The sequence below is a fragment of the Rhodococcoides kyotonense genome (assembly GCF_001645385.1).
GTDB classification, from domain to species: domain Bacteria; phylum Actinomycetota; class Actinomycetes; order Mycobacteriales; family Mycobacteriaceae; genus Rhodococcoides; species Rhodococcoides kyotonensis_B.
In genome coordinates this window covers 34,518-59,035 of the sequence record NZ_LVHI01000014.1, presented here as the reverse complement: position 1 = coordinate 59,035, position 24,518 = coordinate 34,518, and the positions used below count along the sequence as shown (strand labels likewise).

The following is a 24,518-nucleotide window of genomic DNA, read 5'->3' as shown; positions in this document are numbered from 1 at the left end:
GCAGTCGTCGGTACGGGGCTTGTGGAATGTCCAACGAGGGCGTTCGAATTGCAAAGGGGTATCCGCAAATGCACACGACAGCAGCACCGGCGCGGCTCGATGTCGAAGAAGCAGAAGCTCGAATTGCCTGGGTGTCCCAGGCCAGATGCTCGGGCACGGATCCTGACCAGCTTTTCGTCAGGGGGGCGGCACAGCGTAAGGCCGCAACGATCTGCAGGCACTGTCCTGTACTGATGCAGTGCGGAGCCGACGCACTGGACAACAGGGTGGAATTCGGCGTCTGGGGTGGGATGACAGAACGGCAACGGCGTGCACTGCTCAAGCAGCACCCCGAAGTCGAATCATGGGCGGACTTCTTCGAGTCGCAGCGCCAGCAGCAAGCTGCGATCTGACGGCGGTCAGGCCGACTGCGTCAGCTGATCGGCCACCGCACGCAGGGCGTGCAGATCCGACACCTCGAACGGTAACGACGGCACGCCGACGATCGGAACTCGCGGATGCGCCGACGTGAACCGTCGGAGCAGACGCAGTTCGCGAGTCGCGGTCACCGAACGGGCAGCGTGGATTCGTAGAACTGCTGCGGTCAACGCCGCTGCGTCGTCGTCGACGTCCGTCAACTGGTCCGCGGCCGTGACCGCGTGATCGGCCGGCAACGCCGACAGCGTCGGGTGGGTCCGATTGAGCACGAGGCCCGCCAGCGGCATCCCCTCACCGCTGAGCCTGTCCACGAAGAACGCCGCCTCACGCAGCGCGTCGGGCTCCGCCGCCGCGACCACGATGAAACTGGTGCCGGGTGCCCGCAGGAGCTGGTAGGTGCGCGTCGCACGTTCCCGGAAGCCGCCGAACATCGAATCCAGCGACTGCACGAACGCCGACGCGTCCGTCAGCATCTGGCTGCCGATCACCGTCGACACTCCGCGTAGTGCCAGGCTCATCGCGCCCGTCACCATGCGTGTCAGGCCGCGGCCGGGGGCCATCAGCAACCGGATGAACCGGCCGTCGAGGAATGATCCGAGACGTTGCGGGGCGTCCAGGAAGTCGAGCGCGTTACGCGACGGCGGCGTGTCCACGACGATCAGATCCCACGTCCGATCCGCGGCGAGCTGGCCCAACTTCTCCATCGCCATGTACTCCTGCGTGCCGGAGAACGACGACGCAACCGTCTGATAGAACGGGTTGGCCAGCACCTGCTCGGCCTTCTCGGGCGTCGAATGCTCGATGACCATCTCGTCGAACGTGCGACGCATGTTCAGCATCATCGCGTGCAGCTCGCCCTTCGCCCCGGCGGGCAGCTTCACCGGCTGGGGTGAATTGTCGAGCTCACCGACCCCGAGTGCCTGCGCGAGACGCCGCGCCGGATCGATCGTCAGCACGACGACCTTGCGTCCTTCCTCGGCAGCCCGCAACGCCATCGATGCGGCCGTCGTCGTCTTGCCGACGCCGCCTGCCCCGCACACCACGACGATGCGCGACGACGCGTCGCGCAGAATCCTGTCGATGTCGAGGACTGCCGTTTTACTTGGAACGGTCACTTGACACCCTGCTCTCTGAGTTCCGCCGCCAGTTCGTACAACCCACCGAGGTCGACGCCGTCGGCGAGCATGGGAAGGTGCAGGCGTGCCGTGTCCAACTCGTCGAGCTGGGCGGCGCTCTCGACCTGCGCGGACAACGTCGACGCATGTTCGATGGTTTCGGTCAGCAGGCCCGCGAAGTCGTCGTCGGACAGCGAAATCCCGGTCTTCTCCAGCCCGGTCCGAATGGCTGCCGCGTCGACGGTTCCGTGTGCCGCGTCGGACAGCGCGTCCGCCGGGAGATAGGCAGGCTCGGTGCGATTGACGACGACGGTGCCCAGGCGCAGGTCGGCGGCTTCGAGCTCGCGCACTGCGTCGGCTGTCTCCTGCACCGGCAGCGCCTCGAGCAGCGTGACGAGGTGCACGACGGTGTCGGCCGAGTGCAGCAGCCGCACGACGCCTTCGCTCTGCGAGCGCACCGGACCGCCCTTCGCAAGGTCTGCCATCGCTTTGGTGACGTCGAGGAAATTCCCGATCCGACCCGTCGGCGGGGAGTCGACGACGACCTCGTCGTAGACCCGCCGGCCCGCCTTGTCCGTGCGGATGACGCACTCCTTGACCTTGCCGGTCAACAGCACGTCGCGCAGGCCGGGGGCGATGGTCGTCGCGAACTCGATAGCGCCGATCTTCCGCATCGCGCGGCCGGCGAAGCCGAGGTTGTAGAACATGTCCAGGTATTCGAGGAACGCCGTCTCGATGTCGATGGCGAGCGCGTAGACCTCGCCTCCGCCCTCGGCCGACGCCACGCGCGTCTCCGTCGGCGGCAGCGGCGGAACGTCGAACAGCTGGGCTATGCCCTGGCGTCCTTCGACCTCGACCAGCAGGACGCGGCGCCCGTCGGCGGCGAGCGCCAACGCCAGCGCGGCAGCGACCGTCGACTTCCCGGTGCCGCCCTTGCCCGAGACGAAATGAAGTCGCGCGGCGGCAGCCTTGTCCGGCCAGCCGTCGAAACTCGATGTAGCCACACCACGACCATATAGACGAATCGCGAACTGCCTCGTCAGAAACGCACTTCAGCTCGTTGCGTCGGCAACATCGGCGACGGCGTCGGCCAGAATCCCGGCGTAGCGCTCGTGGTCCGGGAACGTGTCGGGGCACGCGACGACGCATACCGAGACCGCGTCGCCGAGGCCGTAGAAACCGTGGGTGAGCGACCGAGCAGGCCCGAGCATCGGAAACCCGGCCGTGAAGGTGGCCGGGCGACCGCACAGCTCGAGATTTGCATCGCCTCGGTCGACGCTGACCACGGTGACGTTCGTCAGCACCGATTCGGGAACGCGATGGTTCGGCGGCGTGCGTCGGGCGTTCAGCTTCCTCATCGCCAGAAAAATCGGCGCGGGGATCCGGTTCTCCACGGTGATCCACCGCAGCAGAGCGGGGTCTGCGATCTCGGCGCGGGCGCGCGACAGCGACTCGCGGATCGCGCGGGCACGCTTCCGCAGATCGGGGATGCTCACGTGCAGATCGACGGTTCCGTTGACGATGCGGTTGACGGCGGTCCACCGTGCATCCTCGGGAACAGCCATCGGCACAAGTGAATTCAAGCTCTCGGGCGCTCCGTCGCCTATTTCGGCAAGGTACCGTTCCGTGGCCAGGCTCACCGCGGCCAGCCCGAGCGTCGTCACCGACACGGACTTCTTCGCGAAAAGATCTGGCGGACATACGTGTACGTGCGATACGCGTGCGGGAGTCGGGTCGGCATTGCTCGCTATCGCGGGGCGCGGTGAATCGCGTTGTGCTGGTTGCGAACCGTGCACGCGCTCGTAGTCGCGACGTGCTCGCCATGCCGCGACGCGGGCAGTCGCCGTCCGAAACGGCAGAGCAAGCGCCGAGGCGATCGCGATGGGAAGAAGCGACGTCGGAGTCCGAGCGGGCTCGTGTCCTGCGGACGTCTCGGTCGGCTTCGGCGCGAACAACAGTCGCGCGAGCCGTGACGCACCTCGGCCGTCCGTCAACGCGTGACTGACCTGGAACACGACGACCACGGCATTACCGGGGGTCTGCGGAACCCCGGACACCTCGCGGGCGACGTGGATATGCCATGCCGCGCGTGTCGCGTCGACCGGGTCGGTGAGAAGGCGGTCGACGACTCGTCGGAACTCCGGCCACGTCGGCGCGTCCGAGATTTCGTGAACGTGCGACTGCGCCGGCGCGTCGTCGAACACCCAGCGCGGGAAATCGAGATTGCCCGGCACTTCGACGATGCGTTGCGCCAGTTCGGGAATGCGCTGCGCTCGGGCTTCGACGAAATCGCAGATCTGACGAAACGTGGGCGTCGGCCCGGCCGGAGCGAACGCGAGCAGGACGTATTGGTCGCGCGACGCATCACCGGAGTAGTGGAATGCGGCGTCGATGATGTCGAGGCGACTCACGTGTGGCACCCTCTCACAGTTCGCGGATCGAATCGATCAACGATTCGACGTACTTCTCGTGGTCGGGAACGACATCGGGGCACGCGAGCACGACGACGGTGATGATGTCGCCGCCACCGAAGAAACCGTGCACCAGTGGGCGGTTCTCGGCCAGCATCGGCGTACCCGACGTGAATGTCACACGGCTGCCGCATAATTCGAGCATCGGTCGAGTGCGGCCGCGGTCCACGCTGACGACGTTCGTGTGGGTCCAGAACGTCGTCGGACGCACGGTCTTTCGACGTTGCCGAAGGCGCTGCGCGGCAAGTACGACGGGTGCAGGCAGAAGTTCCTCCGCGCGAGCGATGTCGAGCAGTTCGGGTGACGTGACGCGTCGGCGTTCGGCGACAACCGATTCCGCGATCAGTCGAGCCCGCTTGGTCGGATCCGATTCACCGAGGTGCAGATCGACCATGCACGACAGAGCCCGGTTGGCCGACGACCATTCGATGTCGGGACCCAGGGAGACCGGGACACTCGCGTTGAGGACGTCGGGGATGTCGTCGCCGTGTGCGCGCAGGTACTTCTCGGTCGCCGACGCGACGGCGGCCAGGGCCGCGGCCGTGACGGGAACCCCGCGTCCCCGCAGCGCCGACGCGGGCAACGGGACGATGTGGACGGCACGGCTGCCGGTGGGATCGACCGTGAGCCGCGTCGACGGTCCGGGCCGTACCGGCGGCGCCAGCTGAGAACGACTGGCTGCGTAGCGTTTTCGGGCCGAACGAATGTGAAGTCCGTAACGGGCCAGTCGTATCGGCGTCGCGAGTACCGACGCGGTCGCGGCCAGTATCGGTGCTCGTGGCCGTCGGACAGGGGCGTGTCCGGGTAGCGCTGCGCCGACGACGTCGTCGGGTGTCCCGGGAGGTGCGAACAGTGCACTCGCGATGCGGGTGAGACCGAGACCGTCGGTCATCGCGTGACTGACCTGCAGGACGACGACCGTCGCCGCGCCGTCGACCGTCGGCACATCGCGGACGCCTCGGAGAACGTGCAGATGCCAGGCCCGGACCCGCGCGTCGAGACCGACCTCGAGAATGGACGAGATGCGCGTCTGGCACTCGGGCCACGACGTGCCCGTGAGGTCGTGGTCGGACAGGTGATCGGCGGTGTCGCCGGCACTGGGAACCCACGACGGGAAGTCGAGGCCGAGTGGCGCTTCACGCAGCACGATGTTCAGGCCTGGCACCACCGGTCGCCGCGCTACGACGTGCGCTTCGATCGCCTCGAACGTGGGAGGGACGGCGTCCTCGGCGTCGAACACGTAGATGCCGTACATGTCCGTCGGTCCGCTCACCGCGCGCAGGAAGTGGAACGCCGCGTCCTTGATGTCCAGTTTTGCCATGGTGAGTGGACTGTAAGGTGCACTCAGCGGTCTGCGCCAATGCGACTAGGCTCACCCGCATGAGCGAACGAATCACCTGGGAATACTTCACCGCGCCGGTCCTGATCCACGCGACCAAACAGATCCTCGACAACTACGGAGCCGAGGGCTGGGAACTCGTCACCATCATGTCCGGACCCAACGGGGGCGACACGTTGGTGGCCTACTTCAAGCGTCCGAAGGTCTGACGCATGGCTGACTGGTCGACGCGCCTGGACGAGCTCGGCATCGAGCTGCCGTCCGTCGTACCCCCTCTGGCTGCGTACATTCCGGCCGTGCAGACGGGTTCGCTGGTCTACACGTCCGGACAGCTACCGATGGTCGCAGGCGAACTGACCGCGACGGGCAAGGTCGGCACCGACGTGTCCGCCGAGGATGCCGCCGAGGCAGCCCGCGTCTGTGCCCTCAACGCGCTGGCTGCCATCGACGCCCTCGTCGGGGTCGACGCGATCAAGCGGGTCGTCAAGGTCGTCGGCTTCGTCGCGTCGGCACCTGGATTCACCGGGCAGCCCGGTGTCGTCAACGGGTCGTCGAACGTCATCGGCGAGATCTTCGGCGACGCGGGCAAGCACGCCCGGTCAGCGGTGGGCGTCGCGGAACTGCCGCTGAACGCGCCCGTCGAGGTCGAGCTGATCGTCGAGGTGTAGGGGCCTTCGGCCCACGTGAGCGCGAATGTATAGCCCTCTATGTATTCGCGCTCACGTGTGCGAGCACCTTCTGCAAATGCAAACCCCGCTGCACCGAGCAGGGATGGTCGATTCCGGACTCGATCGACTCCAGGAACTCGTCGAGCAGCACCGCGAAGCAATCCGTCGCGGGTGTCGACCTGTCCGCCAACGACACGACACCGTCGCTGCCGCTCAGTTCCACGCGAAACAGCGACGGCTGCACCGGCGTCCGCAGTGACAGCGACGAGGTGCTGATCGCGCCGCCGTCGTGCTCGAGCACGACGGTCCACGTATCCGACGCCGCATCGAGTCGCGCCAGAGCGACCCCGGCGATCGGACCGAGCGCGACGTCCAGCAGATCGAAGACGTGCGGTCCCACATCGAACAGAGCTCCGTCTCGATGGCGCCACTCGGACAGCGAGTACTCGCCGCCCAGCACCGCCCCCGAGAGCCACGTCCCCGACCCGGCACTGAACGTCCGCCCGTCGGTCTCCGCGAGAAATGCCCGCGTCTCCGGCGCGAACCGACGCGTCAGCGCCACGATCGACCGCACCGACGCGTGTCCGACGGCGTCGGCCAGCCGGCGCGCCTCGTCGAGCGTCGCGGCGATCGGCTTGTCCAACAGCATGTGCTTGCCCGCCTCGGCTGCCGCGACGGCCATCGGCGCCTGCACCTCCGGCGGAACCGCGAACGAGACGGCGTCGACATCGGCGAGCAACGCGTCGTAACTGTCGTACACGGGCGCTCCGACGGCCGCAGCCGCGTCGGGACGTCGCGCCCACACTCCGGCGAACTCGACGCCCGGATGCGCGGCGAGCGCGGGACCATGCGTCGACCGCGCCCAGGGGCCTGCACCTACCAGTCCGATTCTCATACTCCTAAAGTACGGCTATGACTCTCGCGCACCCGGCCTACGGTCAGCTCCGGCAGGTAACCGACACCGCGGCGGTTCTGCTCGCCGACAATCCAGGCAAGATGACGCTCGACGGCACCAACACGTGGATTCTTCGTGCACCGGGGAGCGGCGACTGCGTCGTCGTCGATCCGGGACCGAAGGACACCGACCATCTCGACGCGGTGGCGTCGACGGGCAACGTCGTGCTCGTGTTGGTGACCCACCGCCACAAGGACCACACGGGCGGACTGAAGAAGTTCCACAAGATGACGGGTGCGCCGATTCGCGCGCTGTCGGAGAAGTACGTTCACGGCAGCACGACGCTGACCGACGGGGAAGTGATCGACGCTGCGGGCGTTCGCATCACCGTGTTGGCGACACCCGGGCACACCGCGGATTCGCTCAGCTTCGTCCTCGACGACGCGGTCCTGACCGGCGACACGATCCTCGGTCGCGGCACGACGGTGCTCGACCCGAAGGACGGCACGCTCGCCGACTACCTGTCGTCGCTGGACCGTCTCGAAGCCGCGGGCGACGGCAAGATCGCGCTACCAGGGCACGGCGCCGAGGTTGCGAACACTGCCGAGGTGGCGCGGTTCTACCGCAAGCACCGGCTGGAACGGCTCGATCAGATCAAGGCGGCGCTCGACGAGCTCGGTCACGATGCCAAGCCGATGCAGGTGGTCAAGCACGTCTACGCGGACGTCGACAAGAAGCTGTGGCCAGCTGCGCGCATGTCGGTGAAGGCGCAGCTGACCTACTTACGGGAGAACTAGCGCGCGCGACGAGCGAGACGCTCGGAATCCGAGATCAGCACGCTCTTGCCTTCGAGGCGCAGCCATCCGCGGTGCGCGAAGTCGGCGAGAGCCTTGTTGACGGTCTCGCGCGATGCGCCGACGAGCTGGGCGATCTCTTCCTGCGTCAAGTCGTGCGTGACGCGCAGCGAGCCGGCTTCCTGCGTGCCGAAGCGCTGAGCGAGCTGCAGCAGAGCCTTGGCGACGCGTCCGGGAACGTCCGTGAAGATCAGGTCGGCGAGGTTGTTGTTGGTACGACGCAGGCGACGGGCCAACACGCGCAGCAGCTGCTCGGCGATCTCGGGACGCTGATCGATCCACGCCTTGAGTGCGTCGCGATCCATGCTGACCGCGCGCACCTCGGTGACCGTCGTCGCGGTCGACGTGCGGGGGCCGGGGTCGAAGATCGACAGCTCACCGAACATGTCCGACGGGCCCATGATCGTCAGCAGGTTTTCGCGTCCGTCCGGGGAGCGGCGTCCGAGCTTGATCTTGCCGGAGACGATGATGTACAGCCGGTCACCGGGCTCGCCCTCGTTGAAGACCACATGTCCTCGGGGGAAGTCGACCGGCTGCAGCTGCTTGGTCAGCGCCGCTACTGCGGAGGGTTCGACTCCTTGGAAGATGCCGGCCCGTGCCAGGACGTCGTCCACTTGCGCTCCTTTTGGGATGTCGCCGACCCAGTCACCCGCGCCGACGATGGCGTTTCTCGCGACACGAGTCCGCGCCTCTCACGACGCCCGGACTCATGTCCGTAATCAAACATGACATTTATCTCGGTGAAGTCTACGTCGCCGAGATCGGAAGTGAGTGGCAGGCGCCACCGAAACGTCGTGAAGAAATCGCACGTAATGGACCATTCACCGAGAATTCACCGTCGAACGAGGGTGTTCGACGCGTTTTCGGGGGTCAGCTTGCGCGTTGGTCGGCCAGGTCCTCGGAGTCGTCGACGACGGGCGCGCGGCGCTTGCGGTTGTTGAAACGGTCGAGCGCGTGCGGCATGCCCTCGTTCGCGAGCGTCGCGACCTCGGACGAACTGGCCTGATCGAGGAACTCCTGGACTTCCTGCTCGTGAACCCCCAGCTTGCTCAATCTGAACTCCACACGCTCCATGGCGAGCGCGAACATCATCAGGAGCACTGGAAAGAGCACCACGGCGAGTCCTTGCATACCGAGCAGTAAACACCCGAAAGGTCTCGATAAGAACACAGGGCAGATTCGTTGCCGATTCTTGTCCGTACAGTTGTGGAGTGAAATCGACTGCCGCCTCGGGTCCCGACGTGCGCAAACGCGAGGAGACCCGACTGGGGCTCGTGCGACGCGCTCGCCGCATGAATCGCGAGCTGGCCCGGGCTTTTCCGCACGTCTACTGCGAACTCGACTTCACCACACCGCTCGAACTCGCCGTCGCGACCATCCTCTCGGCGCAATGCACCGACAAACGCGTCAACATGGTGACGCCCGCTCTGTTCGTGAGATATCGCACTGCCCGCGATTACGCGGAAGCCGACCGAACCGAGCTGGAGGAGTACATCCGCACGACGGGCTTCTATCGCAACAAGGCGAACTCGTTGATCGGTCTCGGCGCGGCGCTGCTGGAGAAGTTCGACGGCGAAGTGCCCGGGAATCTGAAGGACCTCGTGACGCTTCCTGGTATCGGTCGCAAGACGGCCAACGTCGTGCTCGGTAATGCCTTCGACGTCCCCGGCATCACCGTCGACACGCATTTCGGCAGGCTCGTCCGACGGTGGCAGTGGACCGAGGAAGAAGACCCGGTCAAGGTCGAACATGCGGTCGGCGCGCTCATCGAGCGCAAGGAATGGACGGATTTGTCGCACCGCGTGATCTTCCACGGCCGACGCGTCTGCCACGCCCGCAAGCCCGCGTGCGGAGTCTGCGTTCTGGCCAAGGACTGCCCGTCCTACGGGCTGGGACCCGTCGACAAGGTGGCTGCGGCGGCGTTGGTGAAGGGTCCCGAGACGGACCACCTTCTCGAGTTGGCAGGAGTGGAGCCTGCGGAACGACCCTCGGGGTCAGGCGTGACGCCCGCTTCCGGAAGCGGGTCATGAACGCGTCTGCCGGCCGGTGGTCCCTCGCGGCGTTGGTCGTCGTCGCCGCGCTCGTGTTCGCGATCTGGCCTCGGGGGAACGACGAACCGACCACGACGACCGGTCCGGGGCAGGGCGCCCCGATCTCCGAGGAACGACGCGACGCCGACACTGCGCAGGCGCTTGCGCCGCTGAGGGAACGAGCCGCCCTGGATGCATGTCCGACGCCTTCTGCCGGGGCCGTCTCGTCCGGCCCGCTTGCCGGTGTCGAACTCGAATGCATCGGCGACGGCAGCCGCGTCGACCTTGGTGCAGCGCTCGCGGGCAAGCCCGCTCTGATCAACCTGTGGGCGTACTGGTGTGGACCGTGCAAGGAGGAACTTCCGCACCTGCAGGAATACGCCGACTCGGTTGCGGACGAGCTGACCGTGCTGACCGTGCACCAGGATCGCAACGAGGCCAACGGGTTGACGAAGCTCGCCGACTACGGCGTTCGCCTTCCGGGTGTACAGGACGGTGCAGGCCGTATAGCAGCCGCGGTCGGCGCGCCGAGCGTGCTACCGGTGTCGATTCTCGTCGACGCGGATGGCAATGTCGCCAGAGTGTTGCCACAACCTTTCCGAAGCGTCGACGAGATCGACGAGGCCGTTCGCACCGATCTCGGAATCGCCCGGTGACCGCGCCGCAGTGGTTGAAAGCCGTCGTCGACGCAGCCGGGGGAGAACGCGGCCTCACCGACACCGACGGCATCAATCCCGTGCTGCAACGTAAAGCCGTCGGCCCCGAGCCGACGCGTCCCGCCTCTGTCCTCGTGCTCTTCGGTGGAGCGTTCGACGCCGATCCGACCGCTCGTGGGGGACTGCCTGCCGACGCCGACGTCCTGTTGACTCAACGAGCTGCGACGCTTCGGCAACACAGCGGCCAGGTCGCCTTCCCCGGTGGTGCAACCGATCCCGGCGACGAGTCTCCGATAGCCACCGCATTGCGCGAAGCACAGGAAGAGACGGGACTCGATCCGTCCGGCGTGCAACCGCTCGCGACGATGCCTGGAATCTACGTGCCGCCGTCACGATTCGACGTCGTTCCCGTGCTCGCGTACTGGAGAACGCCGAGCCGCGTCGGAGTCGTCGACACCAACGAGGCAGAACGCGTCGTCCGTGTGCCGTTGCGCGAACTGCTCGACCCGGACAATCGGTTTCAGGTCCGGCACCCCGCCGGGTATCAGGGCCCTGCTTTCGCCGTGGACGGGATGCTCGTCTGGGGCTTCACCGGCGGTATTCTTGCGGGTCTTCTGGCCGTCTCGGGCTGGGAAACCGAGTGGGACACATCCGACATTCGCGATCTGGAGGCGAGCTTGGCTGCCGTTGGCGCAGGGTTGGAACGATGACGGGCGGGACCTGGGTCGACATCGTCGTCGTCGGTATCGCGTTGCTCGCAGCGGGTTCGGGATGGCGGCAGGGCGCGGTGGCGTCGGCGATGGCTTTTCTGGGCGTCATTCTCGGAGCTGTCGCGGGCATCCTGATCGCACCGCACGTTCTCGAGCACGTCGACGGGACGAGGCTGCGCGTGTTCGTCGGCATCGCGCTCATCGTGGTTCTCGTCATCATCGGCGAGGTGTCCGGGATGGTTCTCGGGCGGGCGCTCCGGAGCGGAATGCATTCGCGCGGTGCCCGGTCCGTGGACAGCGGCGTCGGCGCGGTCCTGCAGGCTGCGGCCGTGCTCGCCGCGGCGTGGCTACTGGCGATACCGCTGACGTCGTCGTCGCAACCCGAGGTCGCCACTGCCGTGCGCAGTTCGCAGGTGCTCGGCAAGGTCGACGAGGTCGCACCCCAGTGGCTCCGCGGGATCCCCAAGGAATTCTCGGCGCTGCTCGACACGTCCGGGCTACCCGACGTCATCGGGCCGTTCGGGCGTACGCCGGTCGCGAACGTCGAACAGCCGGATCCGGCCCTGGCCGCGAGCCCGCTCGTCGCGCAGTTGCAGCAGAGCGTGCTGAAGGTTTCCGGTGTCGCACCGAGTTGCCAGAAGGCGCTCGAAGGATCCGGATTCGTCGTCGCACCGCAGGTCGTCATGACCAACGCGCACGTCGTGGCCGGAACCGAAGGCGTCACCGTCGATTCGCTCGGCACGGTCTACGACGCCGAGGTCGTGCTGTTCGATCCCGAAGAAGACGTCGCGATCCTGCGAGTCCCCGGGCTGGACGTGCCCGTCATGAACTTCTCGCCGGAGCCTGCGGTGTCGGGGGAGAGCGCGATCGTGCTCGGCTACCCAGGAGGTGGCCCGTACACGGCGAGTCCGGCGCGCATTCGCGAAACCCTGAACCTGGAAGGGCCGGACATCTATCGAACCGGGACCGTCGAGCGTCAGGTGTACACGGTCCGCGGATCGGTGCGTCAGGGCAACTCCGGCGGACCGCTCGTCGCCGAGGACGGCCAGGTGCTCGGACTGGTGTTCGGTGCGGCCGTCGACGACCCCGACACCGGATTCGTGCTGACGGCCGATGAGATCGGCGACGAACTGGCCAGTGGTGTCAACAGCTCGAGCGTTGTCGGCACCGGCGCCTGCATCGTGTAGCGGCTACGCCGCACGTGCGTGCGAATGTACAGCCCGCTGTACATTCGCACGCACGACGGCGTCAGGCCCGGAGAATCAGCGCGTTGCCCTGACCGCCACCGCCGCACAGGGCCGCAGCGCCGACGCCACCGCCGCGGCGCTTCAGCGAATGCGCCAGCGAGAGCGCGAGGCGCGCACCCGACATGCCGACGGGATGGCCGAGAGCGATCGCGCCGCCGTGAATGTTCACCTTGTCGGCGTCCAGGCCGAGCTGACCGACCGTCGCGAGTGCGACACCGGCGAACGCCTCGTTGATCTCGACGACGTCGAGGTCGCCGACCTTCAGTTCGCCATCCTTTTCGAGCGCCTTCGCGATCGCGTTGGCGGGCTGGTGCAGCAGCGAGGTGTCCGGGCCGGCGACGAACGCCGACGTGCCCAGCTCGGCGATCCATTCCAAGCCGAGCTCCTCGGCCTTCGTCTTGCTCATCAACACCACGGCGGCGGCGCCGTCGGACAGCTGTGACGCGGACCCGGCCGTGATCGTGCCGTCTTCGAGGAACGCGGGACGCAACTTGCCGAGACTTTCGGCGGTCGTGCCGGCCCGGATGCCCTCGTCGTCGGAGACCGTCGTCGATCCGCGGCGGCTCTTGATCTCGACGGGCACGATCTCGTCGCCGAACCGGCCGTCCTCGGTCGCCGCAGCAGCGAGTTCGTGTGAGCGAGCGGCGAACGCGTCCTGGCCGGCGCGATCGATGTCGGTGCCCTTCACGTAGCGGTCGGTGGCCTCGCCCATGGACACGTCGTCGAACGCGCAGATGAGGGCATCGCGGTCGAGGGAATCGTCGAGTGACGCCGAGCCGTAACGGAATCCGGTTCGTGCACCGCGGGCGAGATAGGGCGCGTTGGTCATCGATTCCATGCCGCCTGCGACGACGATGTCGGCGTCACCGGACTTGATCAGCCGGTCGCCGTCGATGATGGCCTGCAGTCCGGACAGGCACAGGTTGTTAATCGTGATCGCAGGAGTCGTCAGCGGGATCGACGCGGCTGCTGCGGCCTGGCGGGCCGGGTTCGGCCCGACACCTGCCTGCACGACATTGCCCATGATGACCGCGTCGACGGATCCGGCGTCGACCCCGGCCTTCTCGAGTGCGCCGCGGATCGCGTGCGCGCCGAGATCCGCTGCGCTGAGCGATGCCAGTGCGCCGGCAAGCTTTCCGATCGGCGTGCGTGCGCCCGCAATCAGTACGGTCTGTGTCATGTGCGTCTCCCGTGGTCGTCGGTGAGACGCACAATACTTGGGCGTCCTAGCGTTTTCGCACGCGCCCAGCTCCCGGGGGCGTCAGGGCTGATCGCGGCACAGCGCCAGAAGCTCCGCCGTCACCTCGTCGGGCGCTTCCTGATGCGTGTAGTGACCCGCGCCGACGACGGTGTGCAGACGCCGTCGCGGTGCCCACTTCGCGTCGCCTGCGACGGTCTTCCGCAGCACGTACGGATCGTGTTCACCGTGGATCTGCAGAACGGGAATGTCGAGTGTGGTGTCCATCGCCTGCATGAATCGGCGCCCGTCGGATCGGAACTGGCTGCGGAACGCCCACCGCTGATATTCCAACGCGCAGTGCGCGGCACCGGCGATGCGAATCGCGGATCGCATCTGCGTCGCGACGTCGTCGAACTCGTCGCTGTTCTGCCACGAAGCGGAGGTCCGAGCTCGCAGAATGCGCTCGACGGCAGCCCCGTCGTCCTTGGTCAAGGCGCGCTCGGGCGCGATCGGGACCTGATAGCGCAGGAAGAACGGCAGCAGTGCGCGTCGCTGACCCTTGTCACGCAGGACACCGTGCCGCAGCGCGATGGGGTGGGGCGACCCGACCAGGCCGATCGCGCGTGTCATACGCGGATGCAGCGCGGCAGTCGCCCAACAGACGAGACCGCCGTCGGCGTGTCCCACGAGCGTCGCGTTGGTGTAGCCGAGAGCGCGAATGAGCCCGACGACGTCACCGGCCAGGGTCCAACCGTCGTAGCCGCGAGGCGGTTTGTCGGTGTCACCGTAACCGCGCAGGTCGACGGCCACCGCCCGAAAACCGGCACTCGACAGCGCCGTCAGTTGATGCCGCCACGACCACCAGAAATCGGCGAAGCCGTGCAGAAGAACGACGAGCGGGGCGTCCGACGGCGCATCGGCGGTCTCGACGACGTGAAATCGGATGCCGTTGGCATGAACGTCGCGGTGGATCCACGGTCCACCGAAGCGAACGGTGGACGGATCAGGCTGGATCATCGGCGAGCCCGGCGACGTGCGTCGCTACTTTTTGTAGCCGGGGATGCCGGGCGTGGTCTCGTGCTGGTTCGGCAGAACCGTCGACGCCTGCTTCAGCGAGTCGATGGTCTTCTCGGGCTTGCGCAGTTTCTTCACACGCCGATATCCGAGGAACGCGAGGGCCGCGGCCACGAGAACCATGAAGGCGAAGACGATCAGGAACGCAGCCCACCGGGGCAACCAGATGTCGAGAGTCTCGGCGGCGAAGAAAAAGAAGAAGAAGGCGCTGAAGATGAGGACTGCGAGAGCGAGGATGAAGAACAGGCTTCCCTGCAGGCCCTTCTTGATCTCACCGGTCACCTCCGCCTTGGCGAGCTCGACCTCGGCACGAACCAGAGTGGAGACCTGCGTCGTCGCGTCCTTGACCAGGCTGCCGATGCTGCCGGTTCCCGGGGCGCGGTAGTCGGGGTCCGACAGAGGGATCGACGAGATCGTGTTCGGTACGCCCTCCGGGTATGCAGTGCCGTTGCCTGCAGTGCCATTGCCGCGATTGGTCTCGCTCAACTTCTCGACCCCTCCACTTGCTGGTGCTGATGATTCTGGTCTCGGCCGGTCTGCCGTAACACTAGTGCCGAACAGGTCGGAAGCGCTCAGGCGGCTGCCGTCCATGTCCCCGATATTCGGGATCCGCTGATTTTCTCAGGTTGTGATCAGGTAATTTGCACACTCGTACATACCCTCTCTTCAGGAGCACAACCGTGAGCACTACCTCCGCCGTTCCCGGCGACGGCACCACGGCACCGGCACCGGAGGTACCACGGTCTCGTATCGTCGTTGCTTCCATGGTCGGGACGTCGATCGAGTTCTTCGACTTCTACATCTACGCCACCGCGGCCGTTCTGGTCTTCCCCAAGCTGTTCTTCCCGGCAGGCAACGACACGACGGCTCTGCTGGCGTCGTTCGCCACGTTCGGCCTCGCTTTCGTCGCTCGTCCCGTCGGCTCGATCCTGTTCGGCCACTTCGGTGACCGAATCGGACGCAAGGCCACTCTCGTCGGCTCGCTGCTGACGATGGGTATCGCCACGTTCGCGATCGGACTGTTACCGACGTACGCAGCCGCAGGCATTCTCGCGCCCGCGTTGCTGGCGTTGATGCGCTTCGCGCAGGGCGTCGGCCTCGGCGGCGAGTGGAGTGGCGCAGCACTGCTCGCGACGGAAACCGCGAAGCCGGGCAAGCGCGCCTGGGCTGCGATGTACCCGCAGCTCGGTGCGCCGATCGGCTTCTTCTTCGCCAACGGCATCTTCCTGCTCATCGTCATGATGACGGGTTACGACGCGGCCAATTCCGGGACCGACCACGCGTTCCTCACGTGGGGCTGGCGAATCCCGTTCCTGCTCAGCGCCGTCATGGTGATCATCGGTCTCTACGTGCGTCTGAAGCTCGAGGAGACACCGGTGTTCAAGCTCGCCGTCCAGCGTGGACAGAAAGTCAAGACGCCGCTCGCAGAGGTCTTCAAGACCAGCTGGCGTCAGCTCATCATCGGCACGTTCGTCATGCTCGCGACGTACACGCTCTTCTACATCATGACGACGTGGGTGGTCAGCTACGGCACCGGCAAGGTGTCCGACGTCAACGGGCCGAAGATCAGCATTCCTTACACCGACTTCCTCGAACTACAGCTGATCGCCGTGCTGTTCTTCGCCGCACTCATCCCGGTCGCGGGCTGGCTCGCGGACCGCTTCGGTCGTCGCCCCACGCTGATCGTCATCACGGCGGCGATCATCGTGTTCGGTCTGTCGTTCAACTGGCTCGCCGCTCCGTCGGAGGCGACCGCGGGTCGGATGCTGGTGTTCATGTGCATCGGACTCGCGCTGATGGGTCTGACGTTCGGCCCGATGAGTGCTGTTCTGCCCGAGCTCTTCTCGACGAACGTGCGCTACACCGGATCCGGAATCGCGTACAACACGTCGTCGATCCTCGGTGCCGCGGTGGCGCCGTTCATCGCGACGTGGCTGGTGTCGTCCTACGGCGTCGGCTGGGTCGGTGTCTACCTGGCCATCGTCGCCGCACTGACGTTGATCTCGCTGATCGTCATGCGGGAGACCAGGGATCAGCAGCTCGAGAACGTGTAAACACACGTGCGTGCGAATGTATAGCGGGCTATACATTCGCACGCACGAGCCGCGTCAGCGGCCTTTCTTGATCGCCTCGAAGACAGCGGGGTCGACGAGCGTGGAGGTGTCGCCGAGGTCGCGGCCTTCGGCGACGTCGCGCAGGAGGCGTCGCATGATCTTGCCGGAGCGGGTCTTCGGCAGTTCGGGGACGATCGAAATCTCCCGTGGCTTGGCGATCGGTGAGATCTCCTTGGCCACTTCGGCTTTCAGTTCGGCGATGAGGTCGTCGCCGGTGTTCTCCACTCCGGAGCGCAGGATCACGAACGCCACGATGCCCTGACCGGTGGTCTCGTCCGCGGCGCCGACGACGGCTGCTTCGGCAACACCGTGATGCCCGACGAGGGCGGATTCGACCTCGCTGGTGGAGATGCGGTGGCCGGAGACGTTCATGACGTCGTCGACGCGGCCGAGGACCCACAGGTCGCCGTCGTCGTCGAAGCGGGCGCCGTCACCGGCGAAGTACCAACCCTGCTCGGGGTAGCGGGACCAGTAGGTTTCCTTGTAGCGATCCATGTCGCCCCAGATGCCGCGGAGCATCGACGGCCAGGGCTGGTCGAGAACGAGGTAGCCGTTGCCGCCGGGGCCGAGAGGCTGGGCGTCGTCGTCGACGATCTTCGCCGAGATGCCCGGTAGCGGTGTCTGTGCGGAGCCGGGTTTGGTTGCAGTGACGCCGGGGAGCGGGGAGACCATGATCGATCCGGTCTCGGTCTGCCACCAGGTGTCGACGATGGGTGCGGTGCCGCCGCCGACGACGTCGCGGAACCAACGCCACGCTTCGGGGTTGATGGGTTCACCGACCGAACCCAGCAAGCGGACCGTCGACAGGTCGTGTGCTTCGGGAATCTCCTTGCCCCACTTCATGAATGTGCGCACGAGGGTGGGGGAGGTGTAGTAGATCGACACCTTGTACTTCTCGATGACGTTCCAATGCCGGTGCTCGTCAGGCGAATTGGGGGTTCCTTCGTAGACCACCTGAGTTGCACGGTTCGAGAGCGGGCCGTACACGATGTAGGAATGCCCTGTGACCCAACCGATGTCGGCGGTGCACCAGTAGACGTCCTTGCCGGCCTTGTGGTCGAAGACGTTGTGGTGGGTGTACGAGGTCTGCGTCAGGTAGCCGCCCGAGGTGTGGATGATGCCCTTGGGCTTACCCGTCGTCCCCGAGGTATAGAGGATGAACAGTGGGTGCTCGGCCGGGAACGGCTGCGCCTCGTGCTCGGTAGACGCCTTGGCGACGGTGTCGTGCCACCACAGGTCGCGCCCGTCGGTCCAGGAAACGTCGGAGTCGGTGCGCTTGACGACCAGAACATGCTCGATGGAGGCGGCGCCGTCGACTGCTTCGTCGACGGTGGCTTTGATCGGGGCGGGCTTGCCGCGTCGCCACTGGCCGTCGGTGGTGATGACGAGTTTGGCTTCGGCGTCGTCGACGCGCGAGCGCAGGGCGGTGGCGGAGAAGCCGGCGAAGACGACCGAGTGGGTCAGTCCGAGGCGGGCGCACGCGAGGATGGAAACGATCGCTTCGGGGATCATCGGCATGTAAATCGCGACGCGGTCGCCGGCGACGAGTCCCAGGTCGGTCAACGTGTTCGCGGCCTGGGACACCTCGGCGAGCAGATCCGAGTAGGTGACATCGCGAGAATCGCCCGGCTCGCCTTCCCAGTGGATCGCGACCTGGTCGCCGTGCCCGTCGATGACGTGCCGGTCGACGCAGTTGTAGGCGACGTTGAGTTCGCCGTCGCCGAACCACTTCGCGACGGGGGCTTCGGACCAATCGAGCACCTCGGTGAACGGGGTGTGCCAGTGCAGCCTGCGTGCCTGCCCGGCCCAGAACGCCAGACGGTCCTTCTCGGCCTCGGCGTACAGGTCCGCGGTCGCGTTCGCCTGAGCCGCGAAATCCGCGGACGGCGGATACGAATCCGACGCGGTCTCATGGGCTCCGGAGGTACTGGTCGTCATCTCGAATAGCTCTCTTTCGTCCGTCGATTTCGCCGCTCAGCACATCACCGAACACGGGCCTGCAGGCGCTAGTGAGCGTAGTCACATGTGAGCGCGGTCGCATCGTTGCAGCGCTGTGCAACCCTGTGATCTGCGGCGATCGGTCGGTTTGACGCGGTAGGCGGTATTCAGGGCCGTCCCGTCGGGCAGGCCCGAACGTAGGGGCCCGTGCGGCGTCGAAAACGAGTTGCCGAAACGTTTCGTTCATGTTGCGTGGTTACTCGTGAGTCAGCAATTTGCGGGGGAGCTCACATCGTCATCTCAGGATGTGTCTAGAGTCCTGTGTATTCAGATCGTTGCCCCCGCGTACGACGCGGGGTAGGCGGTCGCCCCCACATACTCCGTGGGCGTGACGCCCATGGGGCCGATCGCGGCGAACCCGCGATCGAACCGAAGAGAGGATTTGCTTTGCGTAGAACGCGCATCGCGACTGCCGCGGTTGCGGTCGTCGTAGGAGCCGCGCTGGTGACAGCGTGCTCGTCGAGTGACTCGGCCGGCGGCGGTGGATCCGGTGATGGTTCCGCGATCATCAACGCATGGAGCGGCGAGCCGCAGAACCCGCTCGTTCCCACCAACACCAGCGAGAACACCGGCGGACGCGTCGTCGACTCGATCTTCGCCGGTCTCGTCTCGTACACGCCCGAAGGCGGCGTCGAGAACGAAGTCGCCGAGTCCATCGACACGACCGACGGCCAGAACTACACCGTCACGCTGAAGGACGGCTGGACGTTCACCGACGGCTCCCCCGTCACGGCGAAGTCCTTCGTCGACGCGTGGAACTACGGCGCGCTGTCCACCAACGCGCAGCTTCAGGGTTCGTTCTTCGATCCCATCCAGGGCTACGACGAGGTCGCGGCCGAGAACCCGACGGTTCAGACGATGTCCGGTCTCCAGGTCGTCGACGACAAGACGTTCACGATTCAGCTGAAGCAGCCCGAAGCTGCGTTCCCGGATCGTCTCGGTTTCGCCGCGTACTACCCGCTGCCCGAGGTCGCCTACGCCGATATGGCCGCGTTCGGCGAAAACCCGATCGGCAACGGCCCGTACAAGTTCGCACAGGAAGGTGCGTGGCAGCACAACGTCCGCATCGACCTGGTCACCAACCCGGACTACGACGGCAACCGCAAGCCCGTCAACGGCGGCATCAACTTCATTCTGTACAGCAACCTCGACACCGCGTACACGGATCTGCTGTCGAACAACGTCGACGTTCTCGACAACGTCCCGTCCTCTGCTGTGACGACGTTCGAGACCGACCTGCCGGACCGCACGGTGAACCAGCCGTCGGCCAGCATCGAGACGTTCACCATCCCGGGCCGCCTCGCACACTTCGGCGGTGAAGAGGGTGTTCTGCGTCGTCAGGCGATCTCCAAGGCGATCAACCGCGACCAGATCACCGAGCAGATCTTCAACAACACCCGTACCCCGGCCAAGGACTTCACCAGCCCGGCCATCGAGGGATACACGGACTCGCTCGAGAACGAAGGAAACGTCGAGTACGACCCCGAAGGCGCCAAGGAACTCTGGGCACGGGCCGACGCGATCGCACCGTGGTCCGGCACGTTCGCCATCGCGTACAACTCCGATGGTGGACACCAGGAATGGGTCGACGCTGTCACCAACAGCATCCGCAACACCCTCGGCATCGAGGCGCAGGGCGCCCCGTACCCGACGTTCGCGCAGCTGCGTACCGAAGCCACCAACCGCACCATCCCGACGGCATTCCGTTCGGGCTGGCAGGGTGACTACCCGCAGCAGTACGGCTTCCTGGCGCAGAACTACCAGACCGGCGGCAGCTCCAACGACGGTGACTACTCGAACCCCGAGTTCGACCGTCTGCTCCGCGAGTCGGCCAGCGAGACCGACAAGGACAAGGCGCAGGACCTGATCAACCAGGCTCAGTCGATTCTTCTGAACGACCTGCCCGCGGTCCCCAACTGGTACCGCAACGCGGCCAGCGGTTGGTCCGAGAACGTGAGCAACGTTCAGATCGGTTGGGACGGTATCCCGATCTACTACGCGATCGAGAAGAACTGATCGAAGTAGCTTCATCCTCATGAGACCGAGCAGGGCGGTAGGTCTTCACCTACCGCCCTGCTCGTGTGCTTCCCCCGAATTCACGTCGTCTCGGTGACGTCCGCCTTTTCTCGAAGGAGGTGATCCGATGCTTTGGTACATCGGACGCCGATTACTTCAGATGATCCCCGTCTTCATCGGGGCAACATTTCTGATCTATGCCATGGTCTTTCTGCTTCCCGGCGACCCCATTGCAGCGCTCGCGGGAGACAAAGCCATCAGCCCGGCCGTCGCCGACCAGCTTCGTGCCCGCTACAACCTCGACCAGCCGTTCATCGTGCAGTATCTGCTGTATCTGAAGGGCATTTTCACGTTCGACTTCGGAATGTCGTTCTCGGGCCGCCCGGTCAGTGAAGTTCTCGTGCAAGCATTTCCGATCACCGCCAAGCTCGCGGCGATGGCTCTCGTCATCGAGGGTGTGTTCGGCGTCGGCTTCGGTCTGATCGCAGGCCTGCGCAAGGGCAAGTTGTTCGACTCGACGGTCCTCGTCGTCAGCCTCGTCATCATCGCCGTGCCGATCTTCGTCATCGGCTTCCTCGCGCAGTTCTTCATCGGCATCAAATGGGGCATCGTCCCGCCCACCGTCGGTGGCAACACGAGTTTCAAGAACCTGTTGCTACCCGCCTTCGTGCTCGGCGCGGTGTCGTTCGCCTACGTGGTGCGTCTGACGCGCACATCGGTGGCCGAGAACCTGAACGCCGACTTCGTCCGCACGTCGACGGCAAAAGGCTTGTCGCGCAGCCGCGTCGTCAACGTGCACGTGCTCCGCAACTCGCTGATCCCGGTCGTCACGTTCCTCGGCGCCGACCTCGCCGCATTGATGGGCGGCGCGATCATCACCGAGGGAATCTTCAACATCAACGGTGTCGGCGGCACGATCTATCAGGCCGTCATCCGGGGCGAAGCGCCGACGGTGGTCTCGTTCGTGACCGTTCTGATCGTCGTGTATCTCCTCGCGAACCTCGTCGTCGATCTCCTCTATGCAGCGCTCGACCCAAGGATCCGCTATGCCTGAGTCAACTACACCGCAGGCGGGACGCGCAGTCCGCCAAGCACGTTTCGTCGAGAAGGACGACGTCGTCGACGTCAGCCAGACCGATGCCGTCAGCATCGACGAGACGCCGTCGAGCATCTGGCGCGACGCGTGGCGCAGTCTGCGCAAGCGCCCGATCTTCATCGTGTCGGCGGTCATCATTCTCGCGGTGATCGTCGTCGCCGCGTTCCCGAGTCTGTTCACCAGCACGGACCCGCGCTACTGCAATCTCGACTTCAGCATGCAGGGACCGCAGTCCGGGCACATCTTCGGATTCGACCGCCAGGGCTGTGACATCTACGCCCGCACCATCTTCGGCGCCCGCGCGTCGGTGCTCACCGGCGTCGGCGTGACGTTCCTCGTGCTCGTCATCGGCGTCCTGTTCGGTTCGTTCGCAGGGTTCTACGGCGGCTGGGCCGATTCGCTGCTGTCGCGTCTGACGGACATCTTCTTCGGTGTGCCGCTGATCCTCGCGGCCATCGTGCTGATGCAGCTGTTCACCGACCGCACCATCTGGACGGTGATTCTGGTCCTCGCGCTGTTCGGTTGGCCGCAGATGGCCCGTATCACCCGAGGTGCCGTCCTCGCAGCGAAGAACAACGACTACGTGATGGCGTCGCGCGCTCTCGGAGTATCGAAGGTGCGCACGCTGATTCGGCACGTGCTGCCGAATTCGATGGCGCCGATCATCGTCATCACGACGATCTCGCTCGGTACGTTCATCGTCGCCGAGGCGACGCTGTCGTTCCTCGGTATCGGCCTCCCTCCGACCGAGGTGTCCTGGGGCGGTGACATCAGTGCCGCGCAGGTGACCCTCCGTCAGGGATCGACCATTCTGTTCTATCCCGCTGCCGCACTGGCGATCACGGTGCTGGGATTCATCATGATGGGCGACGCCTTGCGCGACGCTCTCGACCCGAAGGCACGTAAGCGATGAGCATCGAAACCGAGAACATCGAGCAGCCGCTGCTGGACATCAAGAATCTCGAGGTGTCGTTCCAGTCGAATTCCGGCCCGGTGCCGGCAGTTCGGGGCGTCAGCCTGACGGTGTACCCGGGGCAGACGGTCGCGATCGTCGGCGAGTCCGGGTCGGGCAAGTCGACGACGGCGCACTCCATCATCAACTTGCTGCCCGGTACCGGAAAGGTGACGGCAGGCGAGATCTGGTTCGACGGGAAGGATCTCGCTCAGGCGAAGGAGAAAGACTTCGTCGAGGTCCGTGGAAGCCAGATCGGTCTCGTCCCGCAGGATCCGATGTCCAACCTCAACCCGGTGTGGAAGATCGGTTTCCAGATCGAGGAGGCGTTGGCCGCCAACAACATCGCGAAGGGCAAGGCGGCGAAGGCGCGGGCGATCGAACTGCTGGACGAGGCGGGCCTCTCCGAGTCGGAGAAGCGCGTCAACCAGTACCCGCACGAGTTCTCCGGAGGTATGCGTCAGCGTGCGCTCATCGCGATCGGCTTGTCGGCGCGTCCGAAACTGTTGATCGCCGACGAGCCGACGTCCGCACTCGATGTGACGGTCCAACGGCAGATCCTCGATCACCTCGAGGGCTTGACCAAGGACCTCGGCACCGCCGTGCTGCTCATCACGCACGATCTCGGCCTCGCGGCCGAGCGCGCCGAGCACCTCGTCGTGATGAGCAAGGGGCGGATCGTGGAATCCGGTCCGGCACTGGAGATCCTGCAGAATCCGCAGCACCCGTACACGAAGAAGCTGGTCTCCGCGGCGCCGTCCCTGGCGTCGCAGCGGCTGACGTCGTCGGTCGCCCGCAAGGACATCGTCGAGCACGCCAAGGAGGTGGCCGAGGAGGTCGCCGCCGAGGAGACGGCAGCGGGAACTGCGTTCGAGCCGGAGAAGAGCACGGTCCTCGTCGTCGACAAGCTGACCAAGCAGTTCAAGCTACGTGGTGGCAGTCCGTTCAAGTCGTCGCTGTTCACAGCCGTCAAGGATGTGTCGTTCACGGTCCAGCGCGGCACGACGACGGCCATCGTCGGCGAGTCCGGATCGGGCAAATCGACTGTCGCACAGATGGTTCTGGGCCTGCTCGAACCGACCGAGGGCTCCGTGAAGTTCGACGGCCGCGACGTCGCAGGCCTCGGCAACAAGGAGGCCTTCGCCTTCCGTCGCCGCGTGCAGCCGATCTTCCAGAACCCGTACGGGTCGCTCGATCCGATGTACTCGATCTACCGGACCATCGAAGAACCGCTTCGTACCCACCGGGTCGGAACCAAGAAGGAACGCGAAGCGCGCGTACGGGATCTGCTCGACAAGGTCTCGCTGCCCGCATCGGTGATGCGGCGGTTCCCGAACGAGCTGTCCGGTGGTCAGCGTCAACGTGTCGCAATCGCGCGTGCGTTGGCTCTCCAGCCGGAGATGGTCGTGTGCGACGAGGCGGTATCCGCACTCGACGTGCTGGTGCAGGCCCAGATCCTGGAACTGCTCAACGACCTGCAGTCCGAGTTGGGGCTGACGTACCTCTTCATCACCCACGACCTGGCCGTCGTACGCCAGATCGCCGACGACGTCCTCGTCATGCGGTCGGGTGAGATCGTCGAGGCGGCCAAGACCGACGAGGTCTTCGACAACCCGAAGCAGGAATACACGCAGCGTCTACTCGCTGCCATCCCAGGCGGATCCATTCCCCTCGGGGCGTGAGACG

Annotated in this window: 24 protein-coding genes; 13 read left to right on the top strand and 11 right to left on the bottom strand. The window is 65.6% G+C overall.

Going from position 1 to position 24,518, the window contains the following annotated elements; genetic code table 11:
• Positions 1 to 68 precede the first annotated feature (68 nt).
• Positions 69 to 392, top strand: a complete 324-nt coding sequence (locus A3K89_RS13200) for a WhiB family transcriptional regulator (protein ID WP_068426636.1) — start codon at positions 69 to 71, stop codon at positions 390 to 392.
• A gap of 6 nt (positions 393 to 398) precedes the next feature.
• Here A3K89_RS13200 and A3K89_RS13195 read toward each other — a convergent pair whose 3' ends face one another.
• From A3K89_RS13195 to A3K89_RS13180, 4 genes are read right to left on the bottom strand one after another with little or no spacing between them, the layout of a single operon-like run.
• Positions 399 to 1,532, bottom strand: a complete 1,134-nt coding sequence (locus tag A3K89_RS13195) for an ArsA family ATPase (protein WP_068426635.1) — start codon at positions 1,530 to 1,532, stop codon at positions 399 to 401.
• Positions 1,529 to 2,536, bottom strand: coding sequence for an ArsA family ATPase (locus A3K89_RS13190; protein WP_068426634.1), 1,008 nt, complete (start codon positions 2,534 to 2,536; stop codon positions 1,529 to 1,531). Before A3K89_RS13190 ends, A3K89_RS13195 begins: the two co-directional genes overlap by 4 nt.
• 48 nt (positions 2,537 to 2,584) lie before the next feature.
• Positions 2,585 to 3,943, bottom strand: coding sequence for a wax ester/triacylglycerol synthase domain-containing protein (locus tag A3K89_RS13185; RefSeq protein WP_068426632.1), 1,359 nt, complete (start codon positions 3,941 to 3,943; stop codon positions 2,585 to 2,587).
• A 13-nt stretch (positions 3,944 to 3,956) separates the two neighbouring features.
• Entirely contained in the window at positions 3,957 to 5,324 is a 1,368-nt protein-coding gene (locus A3K89_RS13180; protein WP_068426626.1) for a WS/DGAT domain-containing protein, read from the bottom strand.
• Between the two features lie 59 nt (positions 5,325 to 5,383).
• On the opposite strand from A3K89_RS13180, the gene A3K89_RS25760 reads away from it, so the two are divergent.
• The gene (locus tag A3K89_RS25760) at positions 5,384 to 5,551 is read left to right on the top strand and encodes a DUF4177 domain-containing protein (RefSeq protein WP_114330453.1); all 168 of its coding nucleotides are present in this window, start codon (positions 5,384 to 5,386) and stop codon (positions 5,549 to 5,551) included.
• 3 nt (positions 5,552 to 5,554) lie between these two features.
• Positions 5,555 to 6,010, top strand: coding sequence for a RidA family protein (locus A3K89_RS13175; protein ID WP_068426624.1), 456 nt, complete (start codon positions 5,555 to 5,557; stop codon positions 6,008 to 6,010).
• A gap of 37 nt (positions 6,011 to 6,047) precedes the next feature.
• Here A3K89_RS13175 and A3K89_RS13170 read toward each other — a convergent pair whose 3' ends face one another.
• Positions 6,048 to 6,905, bottom strand: a complete 858-nt coding sequence (locus tag A3K89_RS13170; protein ID WP_068426622.1) for a Gfo/Idh/MocA family protein — start codon at positions 6,903 to 6,905, stop codon at positions 6,048 to 6,050.
• Positions 6,906 to 6,922: 17 nt separating this feature from the next.
• On the opposite strand from A3K89_RS13170, the gene A3K89_RS13165 reads away from it, so the two are divergent.
• Complete coding sequence (locus tag A3K89_RS13165; protein WP_068426615.1) at positions 6,923 to 7,702, top strand: MBL fold metallo-hydrolase; 780 nt, start codon at positions 6,923 to 6,925, stop codon at positions 7,700 to 7,702.
• Here A3K89_RS13165 and A3K89_RS13160 read toward each other — a convergent pair.
• A complete protein-coding gene (locus A3K89_RS13160; protein ID WP_019662947.1) occupies positions 7,699 to 8,373 on the bottom strand; it encodes a Crp/Fnr family transcriptional regulator in 675 nt (224 codons plus the stop codon). The genes A3K89_RS13165 and A3K89_RS13160 overlap by 4 nt on opposite strands.
• Positions 8,374 to 8,629: 256 nt before the next feature.
• On the bottom strand, positions 8,630 to 8,890 hold the full coding sequence (locus tag A3K89_RS13155) for a hypothetical protein (protein WP_068426612.1): 261 nt from the start codon (positions 8,888 to 8,890) through the stop codon (positions 8,630 to 8,632).
• Between the two features lie 161 nt (positions 8,891 to 9,051).
• On the opposite strand from A3K89_RS13155, the gene nth reads away from it, so the two are divergent.
• Genes nth through A3K89_RS13135 form a run of 4 tightly spaced genes read left to right on the top strand, consistent with a single transcriptional unit; the run spans position 9,052 to position 12,342 of the window.
• Entirely contained in the window at positions 9,052 to 9,789 is a 738-nt protein-coding gene (gene nth / locus A3K89_RS13150; RefSeq protein WP_240930947.1) for an endonuclease III, read from the top strand.
• A complete protein-coding gene (locus A3K89_RS13145) occupies positions 9,786 to 10,445 on the top strand; it encodes a TlpA family protein disulfide reductase (RefSeq protein WP_068426606.1) in 660 nt (219 codons plus the stop codon). Before nth ends, A3K89_RS13145 begins: the two co-directional genes overlap by 4 nt.
• Positions 10,442 to 11,155, top strand: coding sequence for an NUDIX hydrolase (locus tag A3K89_RS13140; RefSeq protein ID WP_084423777.1), 714 nt, complete (start codon positions 10,442 to 10,444; stop codon positions 11,153 to 11,155). Before A3K89_RS13145 ends, A3K89_RS13140 begins: the two co-directional genes overlap by 4 nt.
• The gene (locus A3K89_RS13135; RefSeq protein WP_068426599.1) at positions 11,152 to 12,342 is read left to right on the top strand and encodes a MarP family serine protease; all 1,191 of its coding nucleotides are present in this window, start codon (positions 11,152 to 11,154) and stop codon (positions 12,340 to 12,342) included. Before A3K89_RS13140 ends, A3K89_RS13135 begins: the two co-directional genes overlap by 4 nt.
• 61 nt (positions 12,343 to 12,403) lie before the next feature.
• Here the strand turns inward: A3K89_RS13135 and A3K89_RS13130 are convergent, their stop codons facing one another.
• From A3K89_RS13130 to A3K89_RS13120, 3 genes are all read right to left on the bottom strand, one after another.
• On the bottom strand, positions 12,404 to 13,582 hold the full coding sequence (locus A3K89_RS13130) for an acetyl-CoA C-acyltransferase (RefSeq protein WP_068426596.1): 1,179 nt from the start codon (positions 13,580 to 13,582) through the stop codon (positions 12,404 to 12,406).
• Positions 13,583 to 13,663: 81 nt separating this feature from the next.
• Positions 13,664 to 14,599, bottom strand: coding sequence for an alpha/beta fold hydrolase (locus A3K89_RS13125; protein ID WP_068426593.1), 936 nt, complete (start codon positions 14,597 to 14,599; stop codon positions 13,664 to 13,666).
• 24 nt (positions 14,600 to 14,623) lie between these two features.
• A complete protein-coding gene (locus A3K89_RS13120; protein WP_068426592.1) occupies positions 14,624 to 15,142 on the bottom strand; it encodes a phage holin family protein in 519 nt (172 codons plus the stop codon).
• Between the two features lie 194 nt (positions 15,143 to 15,336).
• On the opposite strand from A3K89_RS13120, the gene A3K89_RS13115 reads away from it, so the two are divergent.
• On the top strand, positions 15,337 to 16,710 hold the full coding sequence (locus A3K89_RS13115; protein ID WP_068426589.1) for an MFS transporter: 1,374 nt from the start codon (positions 15,337 to 15,339) through the stop codon (positions 16,708 to 16,710).
• Positions 16,711 to 16,764: 54 nt separating this feature from the next.
• Here the strand turns inward: A3K89_RS13115 and acs are convergent, their stop codons facing one another.
• Positions 16,765 to 18,708: an acetate--CoA ligase gene (gene acs, locus A3K89_RS13110; RefSeq protein ID WP_068426587.1), complete on the bottom strand. Its 1,944-nt coding sequence runs from the start codon at positions 18,706 to 18,708 to the stop codon at positions 16,765 to 16,767.
• 447 nt (positions 18,709 to 19,155) lie between these two features.
• Here acs and A3K89_RS13105 point away from each other — a divergent pair, with 447 nt between their 5' ends.
• The 4 genes from A3K89_RS13105 to A3K89_RS13090 all read left to right on the top strand — a co-directional run bounded on the left by A3K89_RS13105 (position 19,156) and on the right by A3K89_RS13090 (position 24,514).
• A complete protein-coding gene (locus A3K89_RS13105) occupies positions 19,156 to 20,784 on the top strand; it encodes a peptide ABC transporter substrate-binding protein (RefSeq protein ID WP_068426584.1) in 1,629 nt (542 codons plus the stop codon).
• Between the two features lie 127 nt (positions 20,785 to 20,911).
• Positions 20,912 to 21,838: an ABC transporter permease gene (locus A3K89_RS13100; protein WP_068426581.1), complete on the top strand. Its 927-nt coding sequence runs from the start codon at positions 20,912 to 20,914 to the stop codon at positions 21,836 to 21,838.
• Positions 21,831 to 22,793 carry an ABC transporter permease gene (locus tag A3K89_RS13095; RefSeq protein WP_068426578.1) on the top strand — a complete coding sequence of 321 codons (963 nt, stop codon included), beginning with the start codon at positions 21,831 to 21,833 and terminating at the stop codon, positions 22,791 to 22,793. The genes A3K89_RS13100 and A3K89_RS13095 overlap by 8 nt, the downstream gene beginning before the upstream one ends.
• Positions 22,790 to 24,514 (top strand): dipeptide ABC transporter ATP-binding protein, encoded by a 1,725-nt coding sequence (locus tag A3K89_RS13090; protein ID WP_068426576.1) that lies wholly within the window; start codon positions 22,790 to 22,792, stop codon positions 24,512 to 24,514. Before A3K89_RS13095 ends, A3K89_RS13090 begins: the two co-directional genes overlap by 4 nt.
• Positions 24,515 to 24,518 lie beyond the last annotated feature (4 nt).